Raw genomic sequence first — 14,906 nt, forward strand, 5'->3', positions numbered from 1 at the left:
TCCTTATTCCTCTGAAAATTCACGCGCAGTTTGGGCAACTACATCTGTCTCGAGCATGGTACGAATCTGGCGTATTGTGCTATAGACAGCTTTGGCATCACTTGAACCATGAGTCTTAACTACTGGCGCCTTAACACCAAACAAGACCGCACCTCCAACATCTGAATAGTTGAGCTGTTTTTTCAAACCTCTGAGGTTATCCTTAAGAAGGAAAGCACCTAGCTTGGCTCTAAGACCGCCACCTACAATAGCATTTTTGAGCAAGCCCATGATACCCATAGCAGTCCCTTCAATAGCTTTGAGCACAGCGTTTCCCGTGAAACCATCTGTTACGACTACATCAGCAACACCATCCATCAAATCACGTGCTTCCACGTTCCCGATGAAATTCAAACTCTCGTCAGCCACTAATAGGTCATAAGCTTCCTTGCGGAGTGGATCTCCCTTGCTACTCTCTGTCCCGTTATTAAGCAAACCTACACGAGGTTTTTCAATACCACGAACATTTCTAGCATAGAAGGAGCCTAGGACTGCATATTGATGAAGGTGATGGGCGGTATTTTCTGCATTGGCACCAAGGTCAAGCATGTCAAAACCTTTTCCATCAATAGTTGGCAAGGTTGACATAAGACCTGGTCGATCAATATTTTTGATACGACCAACGATGAAGAATCCCGCTGCCAACAAGGCACCTGTATTTCCTGCAGAAAGAACTGCATCTGCCTCTCCATCTTTGACAGCCTTAGCTGCCAATACCATGCTGGCATTTTTCTTCTTGCGGATGGCTTTTGTAGGCTCATCGTCTGAGTCAATTTTCTCATCCGTATGGATAATGCTGATCCGGTCTGTAGCTGTTAGATATTGCTTGATTTTACTTTCATCTCCGTAAAGTTGGACTTCAATATCTGAAAAGTCAGCTAGTGCTTGATTAACACCCTCTACAATAGCTTGTGGTGCGTAATCGCCACCCATTGCATCTACTGCGATTTTTTTCATTTGTCTTCCTCTTTCAGTAATTGTCCCCAGTCGGCTAGGGAATCAATAAATTTCTTTGATTTTAGGTGAATTCCAACATACTCTTCGTAAATCTGGTCCATAAACTTGCGCAATTCTTCCTTGATTTCTGACTTCAGAGAAATAGTCTCTAGAGTGTCAAAATCAATGGCTTGAAATTGATTGAGCAGATAAGGAATATTGGGATTTAAATGACATCGTTTCTCATCTTCATGGTAATGATTGGGACAAAGACAACCCCCGTATTTAAAGGAGAAGTCAAAGGCTTGCCCCACACGATGACAAAAGGTACACTCATTAAAGTTGAGACTGATTCCAAAACGTGTCATTATTTGAATTTCAAAAATATTGGTCAAAACTTGATAATCCAGACCCTCTTCCATCAGCTCTAAAGTCTTTTGCAAAAAAGCAAATAGGGGAGCATCTTCTTGATTATCCTGCAAACTCGCATCTGCCAAGGCCGCAACGTAGGTCGCATAAGCCATAACAAAGAGGTCACTATTGATTTTCGGAAAAGTCTTCACCTCATGATAATCTTCTATATAACTAAGTCCATCGTCATTGACTTTTAGGAGAAAATGGGCCAAGACTAAAGGCTGAATAACCGGAGCTAGTTTGGATTGACCAGCATGCTTCACAAAAAACATGCGCTTGCCTGCCTGTTCTGTAAAGATTTTAACAAGCTTATCATCCTCTCGAAAGTTTCGGTTGTAAAGTACTAAACCCTGACTCGTAATCGATTGAATCATGCTTCTCTCATGTACTCCTCAAGTCGTTTCATAGCTTCTCTGATGGTTTCCATGCTAGCTGCATAAGATAGGCGAACATAGCCCTCTCCATACTGACCAAAGGCAGCACCAGGGATAAAGGCAACAGCCTTCTTGTAAGCAAAATCCTTCAGAAAAGCAAAGGAATCTTGATTGTAACCTGCAGGAATCTTAGCAAAGATATAGAAAGCCCCATCTGGTTTAATAATCTCAAAACCAAGGTCAGTCATCTTCTCAATAATGTAGTCCCGACGTTGGATATATTCCTTCTTCATTGGTTCCGCATCGTTCTTACCAGCTGTTAAGGCTTCTACCGCAGCATGTTGTGCCATAGTGTTTGCAGCAGTAACCAAATACTGATGACTCTTGATGAGTTGAGCCGTAAAGTTTGCTGGTGCAAAGATAAAACCTAAACGCCAACCTGTCATAGCATGGGATTTAGAAAGACCGTTAATGATAATAGCCTGATCTCTCAACATAGTTCCCAAAGATACATGATTTTCTCCTGTATAGGTCAATTCTGAGTAGACCTCATCACAGACGACGAAAATATCATACTTGCGTAAAACATCTGCCAAAGCTTCTAATTGCTCGCGACTATAAGTAATTCCTGTCGGATTGGCTGGATAGTTGAGAATGACAGCCTTAAGCTTGTCACCTTGCTCTAGAATGGCCTTCTCCAGCATTTCAGGAGTCAAGACAAAGCCATTTTCAGTCGTATCAATCTCGACAATCTCTGCTCCGACCAGATTGGCAATTGGCTCATACCCAGGATAGGCAGGGGCTGGCAAAAGAACTTTGTCCCCCTCTTCTAGGATAGCTGTTAGGGTAGCTGACAAAGCCTCTGTCGCACCAATTGTGACCAAGATTTCATTTTCTGGATTGTAGTCCAGCTGATATTTCTCTTTTACAAAATCACTCGCCGCCTGACGCAATGTCAACAAACCACTCATCCCTGTATAGTAGGATTGATCTTGGTCAATGGCTCGCTTTGCAGCCTCCTTGACATGATCTGGTGTTGTAAAATCCGGTTCTCCCAAGGTCAATCGCAGGACACCAGGAATCTCTGAAATAGCCTGGTCAAACTGACGAATCAAGGAAACTTGTATCTTATCTAATTGTTTATTAAAGCGTTTGGTTAAGTCCATAGATATCCTCCTTAATCAAAGAACATATGTCTATTATACTACAAAAGCTCTCTGACCGCAAAAATCCATTTAGTCATAGCTTGCTTCCAACTTTCTATTTTACTTTTCTGATAGACAAGCTTATAATAAGAAGTGCTTATTTTCGGAGGTTTTTATGTCATTTCTATCAAAAAATTGGACAGGACTGTTAGCCTGTCTTAGCATTTCTATCATCTCTTGGGTTTTAGGAGGCTTTCTGCCTGTTGTGGGAGCTCCTGTTTTCGCCATTTTTATTGGAATGATCCTCCACCCCTTTCTCACTCCCTATAAACAACTGGATGCCGGTTTAACTTATAGCTCCAAAAAATTGCTTCAGTATGCTGTTATCTTGCTTGGGTTTGGACTCAATATCACTCAAGTTTTTGCAGTAGGAAAATCTTCCCTCCCTGTCATTCTATCCACCATTTCTATAGCCTTGATTGTTGCCTATCTCTTCCAGCGCTTTTTTGACCTAGATACAAAGCTAGCTACCTTGATTGGTGTAGGCTCTTCTATCTGTGGTGGTTCTGCCATCGCAGCGACTGCCCCCGTTATTCACGCCAAGGAAAAAGAAGTCGCCCAAGCCATTTCTGTTATCTTTTTCTTCAATGTCTTGGCAGCTCTTATCTTTCCAACTCTAGGTTCTTGGCTCCATCTTTCTAACGAAGGTTTTGCTCTCTTTGCGGGTACTGCGGTCAACGATACTTCCTCTGTGACAGCTACTGCTAGTGCCTGGGATAGTCTTTACCATACCAACACTCTTGAGTCTGCCACTATTGTCAAACTGACACGCACCCTAGCTATTATCCCTATTACCCTCTTCATCTCCTACCGGCAAAGCCGTCAACAAGGTAACAACCAAGGAGTGAAGCTTAAAAAAATCTTCCCCGTTTTCATCCTCTACTTTATCCTAGCTTCTCTGCTAACCACCGTCCTTACTTCTTTTGGTGTCAGCAATAACTTCTTTGCTCCTCTCAAGCAACTCTCCAAATTTCTCATCATCATGGCTATGAGTGCTATTGGTCTCAAAACCAATCTCATTGCTATGATCAAATCCAGTGGAAAATCCATTCTTCTTGGAGCCCTTTGCTGGATTGCCATCATCCTGACTAGTCTTGGTATGCAAACGCTCATCGGTATTTTCTAATACTCTTCGAAAATCAAATTCAAACCACGTCAACGTCGCCTTGCCGTACTCAAGTACAGCCTGCGGCTAGTTTCCTAGTTTGCTCTTTGATTTTCATTGAGTATAACACAAAAGGTAGCCCGCAAGCTACCTTTTTATTGTTCAAGTATTAAGCGTGTATGTTCTCTCTTAATACAACGGTTCATCACGATATCATCGCAACCTCCAGCACGCAAGATTTCTTCCGCTTCTAGACTTTCAAGTCCTAGTTGCGCCCAGAAAATCTTAGCATCTGCCTTGAGGAAATCACGCGCTACATCAGGTAGAAATTCACTGCGACGATAGACATTGACGATATCTACAGGAAAAGGAATCTCAGCTAGACTAGCATAAGCCTTTTCTCCCAAAATCTCGTCACCTGCAGCTTTAGGGTTAACTGGAATGATTTTATAGCCACGAGCCTGCATTTCTTTAGTCACTCGATTGCTAGTTGTTTCCTCACGATCGGATAAGCCTACTACAGCTAGAGTTTTACTGGTTGCTAGATACTGACGGACCACACCATCACTTGGATTAATAAATTCTTGAGTCATAAAACCCTCCTTTTCATCAGTATAGCATATTTTGAAAAGGCTTGCAGTTTTTGGCTACAAAAAATTTCCTAGCAAGAGAAAATTAGGCTAGGAAATTCGTTTATTCAAGTGAAAGTTTAGATTTTTTTCTCGATACTAAATAATGGAGAAAGAGGACGTTTTTCATGGATACGTACAATCGCATCTCCTAGGAGATGAGCGATAGAAATTTGTTCAATCTTATCAATCAAACGTTCTTCTGGAAGATAGATAGTATCCAAAACAACTAATTTTTTAATGGCTGATTTTTGGATGTTCTCCATAGCTGGCCCTGAAAGAACTGGGTGTGTACAGCTTGCGTAAACTTCAACAGCTCCAGCTTCAGCAAGTGCATCTGCCGCGTGACAAATGGTTCCGGCTGTATCAATCATATCGTCAATCAAGATACAAGTTTTACCTTCAACCTTACCAATGATGTTCATCACTTCACTAGTATTCATCTTGTCTACGCTACGACGTTTATCAATAATCGCAATCGGAGTTTTCAAGAATTCTGCTAATTTACGAGCACGAGTGACACCACCATGGTCTGGACTGACAACAACATAGTCAGAACCAACCATACCACGACGCTCAAAATAGTCCGCAATCAAAGGAGCACCCATCAAGTGATCAACAGGAATATCAAAGAATCCTTGAATCTGCGCAGCGTGCAAATCAATTGTCAACAAACGATCTACTCCAGCTACTTCAAGCATATTTGCAACGAGTTTTGCAGTGATTGGTTCACGCGCTCTAGCTTTTCTATCCTGACGTGCATAACCATAGTAAGGCATCACAACGTTGACAGATTCTGCACTAGCACGTTTCAAAGCATCAACCATAATCAAAATCTCTAGTAGATTGTCATTTACAGGTGAGCTAGTTGATTGTAAGATAAAGACATGTTTCCCACGGATAGATTCTTCGATGTTAACTTGAATTTCTCCATCTGAAAATTGACGAACAGTCGATTTTCCCAACTCTATCCCAATCTCTTGCGCCACACGCTCTGCCAATTCTCTATTTGAAGAAAGGGCAAACAGCTTTAAATCAGAAAAAGACATGATTTCCTCCAGTATTTATGTATCACTTGTGTTTTTTCACAATATTTTCCATCTACCATTGTAGCGCTTTTTTCTTGATTTTTCAATAAAAAATAAGACAAGAGTAGACATTTATACCCTTATCTTATGCTATTTTATATTAGTGATATTAAGGCAAAAATTTATCTATCTTATCATCCTACTTCATGCTACTCTAGAAGCTTTTCAATAGAAAGTTAGTATATCTCTCTCATACTACCTGTATCTACATCATAAACAGCTCCTGAAATTATGACATCATCTGGAATTAATGGACATTCTCGCAACAACTTCATATCCTCTCGGACACTCTCATCGATGTCTTGAAACGGTAAAAAATCCTGCCCAGATACATCAACTCCCAATTCACATTTCAAGCGCTCTTGAAAATCCTCGTTATTGAAGGTTTGAGCCCCGCAGTCTGTATGGTGAAGAACTACAATCTCTCTTGTCCCCATTTGTTGTTGGGAAATTACAAGTGAACGAATCATATCCTCGGTCACTCGACCACCAGCATTCCGTAAAATATGGGCATCTCCCAGAGCTAACCCCAGAGCTGGCGCAACGTGTAGACGCGAATCCATACAAGTTACGATTGCAACCTTGGTCTTGGGTTTAATGGATAAGTGCAAATCTCCATGTAGTTCTACATAAGCTTGATTGGCTTTTAAAAAATTTTCAAAATAGGACATGACAACTCACTTTCTAGTCTGCCAGATAATTTGAACACCAAATTATTTATCTCCTATCTTACCATCTTTTCTTTGTCTTGTCAGCTGTCAACTTTCATATAAAAAAACTGGGACAGATACATCCAGCGTCTAGCTTGGGTTTCTGTCCTAGTTTTTTAAATATTATGAACCTTTTTGGATATACTTATTAAGAGAACCTGCAAAGCTTTGAAGATTGAGACTTTGTACATAGACCTCACCAGTCCCTCGGAAGGTATTCACCACTCCTTCACCCGTACCGATAGATTGCCAGAAGCCATTTTCTAGGTGAATATCATAGTCCAAAGACTGGCTCCAAGCCACCACATGAGCATTATCAATCGTTACTTCTTGGTTTTGCAGTTCAATTTTTTTAATCGAACCAAAGGCATTGGCCAAAAGAGTTCCCTGACCTTGAGTAGTCATCACGAAAAGACCACCTTGCCCTCCGAACAGAGCTTTCCCAATAGACTGGCGCTCCATTGTATAGAAAGCTGTACCATCAAGAGCTAGAAAGGCTCCATCATTCAATCGATATTGCTTTTCACCTAGCTCAAGAGCAATCACTTGACCAGGAGTATCTGGTGCTAAAGCAAGGTTTCCGTTGTCAGACTCTGCAACAGCTTGAGTGATAAAGGTACTTTCACCAGAAACCATTGAACGCCCTACAGCTTTGACAAAACGGCCTAAACCAGATCCGCTAGCATTGAGCTGGGTATTGAGACTTACATTGGGTGTATGGTAGACCATGCTACCTCGCTGGATATAGACGGTTTCTCCTTGATTGAGTGACAACTCTACCAAAGGAAATTGCATTTGACTGTCCATAGAAAATTTCATCAGAAATTCCTCCTTGTTTTAATAATTGTTAGCAATAAAATAATTAGTAATCTAAACCTGAGTAAAACGATTAGGAGAAAACTTTTTTCAAGACTTCTCCGATAGTCGTCACTCCAATCACCTGAATTTCCTTAGGTGGCTTGATTCCAGTTAAAGAATTCTTTGGTACATAGATTTTTGTAAATCCAAGTTTAGCAGCTTCATTGATCCGTTGTTCGATACGATTCACGCGTCGAATCTCTCCCGTCAAACCAAGTTCTCCTACAAAACATTCCTGAGGATTGGTTGGTTTATCCTTGTAACTTGATGCAATAGCAACTGCTACCGCAAGGTCAATGGCAGGCTCATCCAATTTGACGCCACCTGCAGATTTGAGGTAGGCATCCTGATTTTGGAGGAGCAAACCTGCCCGTTTCTCCAAAACAGCCATAATCAGACTAGCACGATTGAAATCAAGACCAGTTGTAGTTCGCTTGGCATTCCCAAACATAGTCGGTGTCACCAAGGCCTGCACCTCCGCCAAAATCGGACGTGTCCCTTCCATAGTCACAACGATTGACGAACCAGTTGCCCCATCCAAACGTTCTTCTAGAAAGACCTCGCTTGGATTGAATACCTCTACTAGCCCACCTGACTGCATCTCAAAGATTCCAATCTCATTAGTGGAGCCAAAACGGTTTTTGACCGCTCTCAAGATACGGAAGGTATGGTGTCGTTCCCCTTCAAAGTAAAGCACTGTATCCACCATATGTTCCAACATACGAGGTCCAGCCAAGGTTCCTTCCTTTGTAACATGCCCTACGATAAAGATAGCAATGTTATTGGTCTTAGCCAGCTGCATGAGTTCAGCGGTTACTTCACGTACCTGGGAAACTGACCCCTGCACCCCTGAAATCTCAGGAGACATGATAGTTTGGATAGAGTCGATAATGAGAAAATCTGGCTGGATACGCTCCACCTCTGCTCGCACGCTCTGCATATTAGTCTCAGCATAGAGATAAAACTCACTATCAATATCCCCCAAGCGCTCTGCACGGAGTTTGATCTGTTGAGCAGACTCCTCCCCACTAACATAGAGAACTGTTCCTACTTGAGATAACTGGGTTGATACTTGTAAGAGAAGGGTTGATTTCCCAATCCCTGGATCTCCACCAATGAGGACAAGACTTCCTGGCACCACACCGCCACCAAGCACTCGGTTAAATTCCTCCATCTCAGTCTTAGTTCGATTGACATTAATAGAAGTTACTTCAGCCAATTTCATAGGCTTGGTTTTCTCACCTGTCAAGGAGACACGCGCATTTTTGACTTCTGCGACCTCAACTTCTTCTACAAAAGAAGACCAGGCTCCACAGTTTGGACAGCGTCCTAAATACTTAGGTGAATTATATTCACAATTTTGACACACAAATGTCGCTTTTTTCTTTGCTATAATTCTAATCCTCTCATTTTAAAATCTCTTATTAATTTTTATATTAATGACTATTTCTTTTCAAAACAGTGAGCCCGCCATCATCAGCATGGATATAATACTGACCATCAGGGCTAAATCCAAAAATATAGGGTAAATAACCTTTATAGATTTGACTTCTATCTTCCTTATCTTTTTCCCAATAAATGGTTAAAATTGGATATTCTTCAGATTGGTCTTTATCCATTGTCACTCTGATGTCTTTGCCATTATCCAGAGGGAGACTTCCACCATATTGACCAGCGATAGGGATAGGAGAATCATAGCCCTCACACATGGCTACTAACTCTACCTCATCGTAATCTCCGTCTATCGGTGTTACTTGCCCATTTTCGCTATCAATGATTGAGATGTAGTCTGAGGAAATACAGAGAATTTTATGATAGGCATCAGGGAGAAATGCTAGGTAAAGAAATCCTCCAATACTGATCTCATACACCTTCTTATACCCTTGACAATTCTCTGCGGTAAAAGCTTGAAAATCCTTATAGCTCATTCATTGCGCTTCTTTCTATATCTCTATCTCACACTCGATCACTTGGCAAAAATCAATCTTCTCGTCTGGTACAAATTGGCGCATGAGCATTCCGTGAGTTACAATGATAATAGTTTTATAATTTTTATATTTTTCCAAAGCTCTTAAAAAACGATGACGCATCTCTAGATCAGTTTCATAGCGATAAGGAGAATCTTCAGATAAACCTCCTTGATGTTTTAGATAATATTCATGAGCTACCAATACACTAGTTAAATCAGAGTTAGTGCCATCTAAGTCTGGACGCCACTCATGAAAAAACGCCTCTACAAATAAGTCCAATCCTGTTTCAACTGCTATATAATGTGCTGTTTCTAAAGCCCTCGTCACAGACGATGAAATAATAATCTCTGCCTTTCCAAAACATGCAGTTTTAGCAACTTCTTTTGCCAGACTGTGACCTTTTCCTGTCAATGGTGCTAAATCACGACCAAAACCACTATAGAGTTGCGGATTTTCAAGTTTATCAAGCATACTATAATCTGGCTCCCCATGACGGACAAAGATAATCTTCATATTAAGATCCCCATAAAACTATCCAATCTTGATTCCGCAATCTTGCCACTGCTTCAGTGTTTTAGAGAATTTCTTCTGGTTGGCAACTCCGACAGCAGACAAATCGACAGAAACCTGATAATTCTCCTTAACAGCTGCCAAAATGGAAGCCTTGACACATCCATTGCCATCTACCCCTATAAACTCTATGCTTTTAGCACCGTTTCCCTCTAAAAAATCTTTTAAATCTGGATTAGTAAAGCAAGAAGCCCGACGCTTCTCAAAAATACGAGAAGATACAACCAGCAAGCCGGTCGCAAATTTCTTCTTTCTATCTTTTCTCTCCCAGAAAAAACGATTGAGAATATAGATAACTCGGTCGCTAGGATAGGTAGCAATTTTGTCATTTACAGCTGCTGTCAGTTCTTCATGATATGCTTTTCCTACAGCAACATAATCTGACTGCATGTCTACAACTAATAAATAGTCTGCCATTTTATTCCTCTATTTCCCTGTTGACCCAAATCCACCAGTCCGCACGCCGTCTGCCTCATCCCCATCTGCAATTAAGAAAGGAGCAAAGACCGCCTGAACTATACGTTCGCCAACTTCAAGGACGACTTCCTGGTCGGTAATGTTTTTCATCTGAGCAAAGATATGGCCTTCATTTCCTGGATTGCCATAGTAGTCTCCATCAATAACCCCCACAGAGTTGATTAAAACTAGGCCTTTTTTGCGAGGGTTAGAGGAACGGTCATAAAGATAGAGCACTTCAGTCGGCTGCATATAGGCCTTGACACCAGTTGGGACAAGAACAATCTCTCCTGGAGCAATCACCGTACGCACCGCAACCTTTAAGTCGTAGCCAGCTGCATGTGCTGTCTCACGCTTGGGCAACAAATTTTCATCTGTAAAACTAGAAACTAATTCAAAACCACGAATTTTCATATTTTCCCTCTTTTTAAATCTTATATTCTAGGCTATTTTATCTTATTTATTCGAAAAAAGCACGAAAAAAGAGCACACAATTCACACTCGCTTAGGGCTGCTGGATTCCTCCCCTGACCCGCTTCACGCAGAACTGTTGCTCCACTAGTTATTATACCACATTCCCTTCTGTTTTTAAAGAGAAATTATTTTTTACGTCGATTTCGGAAAAAGTCCTGCATAATCCCTGCACAATCACTCTCTAAAATGCCTGTTTCAACAACCACACGGTGATTGAGCCGCTCATCCGTCAAAATATCATACAAACTTCCAGCAGCGCCAAATTTCTGGTTTTTAGCTCCGTAGACCACGTTTGGAATCCGTGCGAGACCAATTGCCCCACTACACATAACACAAGGCTCAATGGTCACAAAAAGCGTACAATCGAGCAAACGCCAACTCTCTTCGCTCGAATTAGCATCCTCTATAGCCATAATTTCTGCATGCATCACTGCCCGTTGCAACTCCTCTCGCGCATTGTGTCCTCTCCCAATGATTTCTCCATCCTTTACAACTACACAACCAATTGGGATTTCATCGTGCGCTAAAGCAATCTTCGCCTCCTTTAAGGCCTCTCTCATAAAAACTTCTTTTTCTTCAACTGTATAATCCATAACATCTCTCTTTTCTCGCCTATCAATTCTATCATTATAGCATGTTTTCCTAGACAAAAAAAGAGCTCTATAATATTTGCAGAAACCAACTTTAGATAGTATTCAATCTCTGGTTTGTAGAAATAATGTTATAAAAAGAGTATAATGGTAGCAAAATTTAGAGAAACACTAGGAATCATGAACTGAGAGTAATGGATACAAGTGATACAGAATGTCCAGATCTGTCGGAAGATTTTTAACTATAAGTCTCCAAGAGATGATTATCCTGAGATTTAAATAATAAACAAGATGAAAGGGTAACTAATGCAATTAGAATTTTTACAGGATGAACCAAAACTTACCTTGATGTTTCCATATAAAGATACATTTAATAGAGTAGGGGGACCATCCATGATATCTATATCTGTTATGATTCTCTGGATTCTAAAGCGTCTGATGACTTACAATACTGATTTTGCAGACAAAATTGTTATGGCAGTAGCGCTGATTTATGCTCCCCTCCTTATATGGTTTATGGGGTATTATCTCTTCATAAATGGAGTAAAATTAGAAATTTATAAAAACAATATTGTTCAGTATTATACCTATAGCAGTAGAGGCCACAGCCTATTACATTATCAATTTGGACTTCAAGATATCGAACAAATAACCATTAAAAAGCGTCCTTTTAATTGCGTAAAGTTAAGCATAAAAATTAGAAATCCTATTTTTTTAGAAGGACATGAAAAAAAACTAAATAAGCTAGTCAGAGTCAGTATCATCACAGGCAAACTAAAAGCAGATGCTTTTATGCACGAAATGAAGCAATTTCAAAGTGATAAATCAGATAATCAAGTAAGCTGATTCAGAAAAAATTCAAGTTTGTCTAACTTACAAATTCTCAAGAAAATAGTTCACTGAAGAGGCTGGGATCAGAAATCCCAACCTCATTTTTTCTTAGTTATGCGCCTTTGATGTGATGGCAAATTGAACGATTTGTTGGTATTTGAGAATTCAAAAAGTTTTTTTACCAAAACTTCTTTTCTCAATTCACAACTTTAACCAATTTACCCAAATGTTGAAACCTCACAGATCTGGGTGTACCAAATCGAGAGTTGGTCTAAAGATCTCTGTCCCACTGTTTTTTTCTTTGTCTTAAAAGTAAAGAAGCCACTTAAATATGACTTAAAAGCTGACAAAAAAGCCACCGAATGCGGTGACTTTATAGGGAGATTATTATGAAAAAGAAAAGTTTAGGAAATTTGTTACAACAAGTTAGGAGGTCTTCTTGTAACTGTCTATAGTATATCCAACCTGTCTTAAACAAATCTTAAAAAATCTCCTATGACCAAACACTTTCTAAAATATTTGTCTGTTCACGACCAGGACCTACTGAGAATGTAGAAATACGAACACCCACCAATTCGCTAACACGGCGAACATAGTTACGTGCATTTTCAGGAAGGTCTTCCAAAGTACGTACTCCAGTGATATCTTCAGACCAACCAGGTAATTCTTCGTAGATTGGTTTACAACGTTTCAATTGTTCGAGACTAGCTGGGTAGTAATCAATACGTTGACCATCAAGATCATAAGCTACACAGATTTTTACTGTATCCAAGCCACTCAAAACATCGATAGAGTTCAAAGAGAGATTTGTGATACCAGAAACACGACGGCTATGACGCATAACAACTGAGTCAAACCAGCCCACACGACGTGGACGACCAGTAGTTGTTCCATACTCATGACCTACTTCACGAATGCGTTCTCCCACTTCATCAAACAACTCAGTTGGGAAAGGACCATCTCCTACACGACTTGTATAGGCCTTACAAACACCTACAACCTTGTCAATCTTGCTTGGACCTACTCCAGAACCAATTGTCACACCACCAGCCACAGGGTTTGATGAAGTAACAAATGGATAAGTACCTTGGTCAATATCTAACATGACGCCTTGAGCTCCTTCAAAGAGAACACGTTTGCCATTATCAAGTGCATCATTCAAGATAACAGAAGTATCTGTTACATATTGCTTGATTTGTTGACCATATTCATAATATTCTTCAAAAATATCATCAAATGAAATAGGTTCGCTATCATACAATTTTACAAATTGACGATTTTTCTCAGCAAGATTGCGTTCTAAACGTTCACGGAAAATCTCTTTATCCAAAAGATCTGCGATACGGATTCCAACACGAGCTGCCTTGTCCATATAGGCTGGACCAATTCCTTTAATTGTAGTCCCAATCTTGTTATCACCCTTAGCTTCTTCTTGAAGACGGTCTAATTCAATGTGATAAGGCAAGATAACATGCGCACGATCAGAAATTCGAAGATTATCTGTTGTAACACCTTCTTCATGCAGATAAGACAATTCTTTCACAAGAGATTTAGGGTTTACAACCATCCCATTGCCAATTACAGAAATTTTTTCTGGGAAGAAAATACCTGAAGGGATCAAGTGCAATTTAAATTTCTTTCCATCAATAACAATTGTGTGACCTGCATTGTCACCACCTTGGTAACGAGCAATCACTTCCGCATTAGCTGAAAGAAAATCTGTAATTTTCCCTTTACCTTCATCACCCCATTGGGTACCTACAACAACTACTGAAGTCATAATAAAATTTCGTCTGAGCCAAAAGGCTCGTCCTTTCTCATATACATGGCGGGACTCTCACCCACAATTATATCTTACAATTTATTATAAGAAAAAAACCCCATTTTATCAAGAATTAACACTAGAAAAGATTAGGGAATTCTTTAACTTTTGATTTTTAAAAATACAAAAAATTAGCATAATCTAAATATTTTTTATAAATTAATTATTATTGTTCGTAATAAATGAAATTAAATTTGATTAAAATGAATAATTTAAATTTTGCCCTAATAGATAATTAAGATAGATCCGGTATGCTGCTCTAAAATGACATAGAAGAAAATCCTTCTCATCTTTTATCCTAAACCGAACCAAGTAATAGAGTAGAAATTTTAAATGAAGCGTCTCCCAATCATCACTAGATTGAACTAAAAATGAATATTCTTTTTCAACCTGTTTTAGAAAAAGAAAACAATAATCATAATACTTTTGGAGCATATAAAAAACCTTTCTTATTGATAAAATAAGTTTATCAGAAAGGTTAACTAAAAAGAAAGATATCTCTGTAAAGTTAAAATTTTAAGCTAAACGAACTTAAAACAAAAAAAATAAGTAAAAACAGATCAGAAAAATGATACAAAAATATTAAATTTATATAAACAAAATAAAAAACGTTCCTTAGAACGTTTACTACTCCGCCAGTAGGACTCGAACCTACGACATCATGATTAACAGTCATGCGCTACTACCAACTGAGCTATGGCGGATAAAAGCTAAGCGACTTCCATATCTCACAGGGGGCAACCCCCAACTACTTCCGGCGTTCTAGGGCTTAACTTCTGTGTTCGGCATGGGTACAGGTGTATCTCCTAGGCTATCGTCACTTAACTCTGAGTAA

The 14,906-nt window shown here is 39.7% G+C and carries 17 protein-coding genes, 1 tRNA gene, 1 rRNA gene and 1 other RNA gene; 2 read left to right on the plus strand and 18 right to left on the minus strand.

Features of this window, described 5'->3' with window-relative positions:
• Window positions 1–3 precede the first annotated feature (3 nt).
• From plsX to QM419_RS08310, 3 genes are read right to left on the minus strand one after another with little or no spacing between them, the layout of a single operon-like run.
• Entirely contained in the window at window positions 4–996 is a 993-nt protein-coding gene (gene plsX / locus QM419_RS08300) for a phosphate acyltransferase PlsX (protein WP_414278461.1), read from the minus strand.
• Window positions 993–1,763 carry a DNA repair protein RecO gene (gene recO / locus QM419_RS08305; protein ID WP_414259862.1) on the minus strand — a complete coding sequence of 257 codons (771 nt, stop codon included), beginning with the start codon at window positions 1,761–1,763 and terminating at the stop codon, window positions 993–995. Before recO ends, plsX begins: the two co-directional genes overlap by 4 nt.
• Entirely contained in the window at window positions 1,760–2,929 is a 1,170-nt protein-coding gene (locus QM419_RS08310; protein ID WP_414278462.1) for a pyridoxal phosphate-dependent aminotransferase, read from the minus strand. The genes recO and QM419_RS08310 overlap by 4 nt, the downstream gene beginning before the upstream one ends.
• A 154-nt stretch (window positions 2,930–3,083) precedes the next feature.
• Here QM419_RS08310 and QM419_RS08315 point away from each other — a divergent pair, with 154 nt between their 5' ends.
• Window positions 3,084–4,094 (plus strand): YeiH family protein, encoded by a 1,011-nt coding sequence (locus QM419_RS08315; protein WP_414278463.1) that lies wholly within the window; start codon window positions 3,084–3,086, stop codon window positions 4,092–4,094.
• A 134-nt stretch (window positions 4,095–4,228) separates the two neighbouring features.
• On the opposite strand, the gene QM419_RS08320 is transcribed toward QM419_RS08315, so the two are convergent.
• The 11 genes from QM419_RS08320 to tadA form a co-directional block, all read right to left on the minus strand.
• Window positions 4,229–4,666 carry a CoA-binding protein gene (locus tag QM419_RS08320; RefSeq protein ID WP_414254195.1) on the minus strand — a complete coding sequence of 146 codons (438 nt, stop codon included), beginning with the start codon at window positions 4,664–4,666 and terminating at the stop codon, window positions 4,229–4,231.
• A 116-nt stretch (window positions 4,667–4,782) separates the two neighbouring features.
• Complete coding sequence (locus QM419_RS08325) at window positions 4,783–5,751, minus strand: ribose-phosphate diphosphokinase (RefSeq protein ID WP_373076121.1); 969 nt, start codon at window positions 5,749–5,751, stop codon at window positions 4,783–4,785.
• Between the two features lie 215 nt (window positions 5,752–5,966).
• Window positions 5,967–6,461 carry a beta-class carbonic anhydrase gene (locus QM419_RS08330; protein WP_414259866.1) on the minus strand — a complete coding sequence of 165 codons (495 nt, stop codon included), beginning with the start codon at window positions 6,459–6,461 and terminating at the stop codon, window positions 5,967–5,969.
• Window positions 6,462–6,623: 162 nt separating this feature from the next.
• On the minus strand, window positions 6,624–7,319 hold the full coding sequence (locus QM419_RS08335) for a TIGR00266 family protein (protein ID WP_235083599.1): 696 nt from the start codon (window positions 7,317–7,319) through the stop codon (window positions 6,624–6,626).
• Between the two features lie 70 nt (window positions 7,320–7,389).
• Window positions 7,390–8,754: a DNA repair protein RadA gene (radA, locus tag QM419_RS08340; RefSeq protein ID WP_414259875.1), complete on the minus strand. Its 1,365-nt coding sequence runs from the start codon at window positions 8,752–8,754 to the stop codon at window positions 7,390–7,392.
• 40 nt (window positions 8,755–8,794) lie between these two features.
• On the minus strand, window positions 8,795–9,286 hold the full coding sequence (locus tag QM419_RS08345) for a hypothetical protein (protein ID WP_414254198.1): 492 nt from the start codon (window positions 9,284–9,286) through the stop codon (window positions 8,795–8,797).
• Between the two features lie 15 nt (window positions 9,287–9,301).
• Window positions 9,302–9,841, minus strand: a complete 540-nt coding sequence (locus QM419_RS08350; RefSeq protein WP_414278464.1) for a histidine phosphatase family protein — start codon at window positions 9,839–9,841, stop codon at window positions 9,302–9,304.
• Between the two features lie 18 nt (window positions 9,842–9,859).
• A complete protein-coding gene (locus QM419_RS08355) occupies window positions 9,860–10,315 on the minus strand; it encodes an isochorismatase family protein (RefSeq protein ID WP_048716617.1) in 456 nt (151 codons plus the stop codon).
• 9 nt (window positions 10,316–10,324) lie between these two features.
• The gene (locus QM419_RS08360; RefSeq protein WP_414278465.1) at window positions 10,325–10,768 is read right to left on the minus strand and encodes a dUTP diphosphatase; all 444 of its coding nucleotides are present in this window, start codon (window positions 10,766–10,768) and stop codon (window positions 10,325–10,327) included.
• 54 nt (window positions 10,769–10,822) lie between these two features.
• Window positions 10,823–10,921, minus strand: an RNA gene (gene ffs, locus QM419_RS08365) — signal recognition particle sRNA small type.
• A 32-nt stretch (window positions 10,922–10,953) separates the two neighbouring features.
• Window positions 10,954–11,421, minus strand: coding sequence for a tRNA adenosine(34) deaminase TadA (gene tadA / locus QM419_RS08370; RefSeq protein ID WP_414278468.1), 468 nt, complete (start codon window positions 11,419–11,421; stop codon window positions 10,954–10,956).
• 303 nt (window positions 11,422–11,724) lie between these two features.
• On the opposite strand from tadA, the gene QM419_RS08375 reads away from it, so the two are divergent.
• A complete protein-coding gene (locus tag QM419_RS08375) occupies window positions 11,725–12,264 on the plus strand; it encodes a hypothetical protein (RefSeq protein ID WP_414278466.1) in 540 nt (179 codons plus the stop codon).
• A 478-nt stretch (window positions 12,265–12,742) separates the two neighbouring features.
• Here the strand turns inward: QM419_RS08375 and QM419_RS08380 are convergent, their stop codons facing one another.
• The 4 genes from QM419_RS08380 to rrf form a co-directional block, all read right to left on the minus strand.
• Complete coding sequence (locus tag QM419_RS08380; RefSeq protein WP_414278467.1) at window positions 12,743–14,029, minus strand: adenylosuccinate synthase; 1,287 nt, start codon at window positions 14,027–14,029, stop codon at window positions 12,743–12,745.
• 240 nt (window positions 14,030–14,269) lie between these two features.
• Complete coding sequence (gene comW / locus QM419_RS08385; protein WP_220428599.1) at window positions 14,270–14,506, minus strand: sigma(X)-activator ComW; 237 nt, start codon at window positions 14,504–14,506, stop codon at window positions 14,270–14,272.
• A 195-nt stretch (window positions 14,507–14,701) separates the two neighbouring features.
• Window positions 14,702–14,775, minus strand: a tRNA-Asn gene (locus QM419_RS08390).
• A gap of 5 nt (window positions 14,776–14,780) precedes the next feature.
• A 5S ribosomal RNA gene (gene rrf, locus QM419_RS08395) occupies window positions 14,781–14,896 on the minus strand.
• Between the last annotated feature and the right edge of the window lie 10 nt (window positions 14,897–14,906).

This window comes from Streptococcus infantis, from assembly GCF_047464715.1.
Lineage (GTDB): Bacteria > Bacillota > Bacilli > Lactobacillales > Streptococcaceae > Streptococcus > Streptococcus infantis_S.

Coding starts and splice junctions, on each gene's coding strand:
- plsX (WP_414278461.1), bottom strand. CDS start 996: ATGAAAAAAATCGCAGTAGATGCAATGGGTGGCGATTACGCACCACAA.
- recO (WP_414259862.1), bottom strand. CDS start 1,763: ATGATTCAATCGATTACGAGTCAGGGTTTAGTACTTTACAACCGAAAC.
- QM419_RS08310 (WP_414278462.1), bottom strand. CDS start 2,929: ATGGACTTAACCAAACGCTTTAATAAACAATTAGATAAGATACAAGTT.
- QM419_RS08315 (WP_414278463.1), top strand. CDS start 3,084: ATGTCATTTCTATCAAAAAATTGGACAGGACTGTTAGCCTGTCTTAGC.
- QM419_RS08320 (WP_414254195.1), bottom strand. CDS start 4,666: ATGACTCAAGAATTTATTAATCCAAGTGATGGTGTGGTCCGTCAGTAT.
- QM419_RS08325 (WP_373076121.1), bottom strand. CDS start 5,751: ATGTCTTTTTCTGATTTAAAGCTGTTTGCCCTTTCTTCAAATAGAGAA.
- QM419_RS08330 (WP_414259866.1), bottom strand. CDS start 6,461: ATGTCCTATTTTGAAAATTTTTTAAAAGCCAATCAAGCTTATGTAGAA.
- QM419_RS08335 (WP_235083599.1), bottom strand. CDS start 7,319: ATGAAATTTTCTATGGACAGTCAAATGCAATTTCCTTTGGTAGAGTTG.
- QM419_RS08345 (WP_414254198.1), bottom strand. CDS start 9,286: ATGAGCTATAAGGATTTTCAAGCTTTTACCGCAGAGAATTGTCAAGGG.
- QM419_RS08350 (WP_414278464.1), bottom strand. CDS start 9,841: ATGAAGATTATCTTTGTCCGTCATGGGGAGCCAGATTATAGTATGCTT.
- QM419_RS08355 (WP_048716617.1), bottom strand. CDS start 10,315: ATGGCAGACTATTTATTAGTTGTAGACATGCAGTCAGATTATGTTGCT.
- QM419_RS08360 (WP_414278465.1), bottom strand. CDS start 10,768: ATGAAAATTCGTGGTTTTGAATTAGTTTCTAGTTTTACAGATGAAAAT.
- tadA (WP_414278468.1), bottom strand. CDS start 11,421: ATGGATTATACAGTTGAAGAAAAAGAAGTTTTTATGAGAGAGGCCTTA.
- QM419_RS08375 (WP_414278466.1), top strand. CDS start 11,725: ATGCAATTAGAATTTTTACAGGATGAACCAAAACTTACCTTGATGTTT.
- QM419_RS08380 (WP_414278467.1), bottom strand. CDS start 14,029: ATGACTTCAGTAGTTGTTGTAGGTACCCAATGGGGTGATGAAGGTAAA.
- comW (WP_220428599.1), bottom strand. CDS start 14,506: ATGCTCCAAAAGTATTATGATTATTGTTTTCTTTTTCTAAAACAGGTT.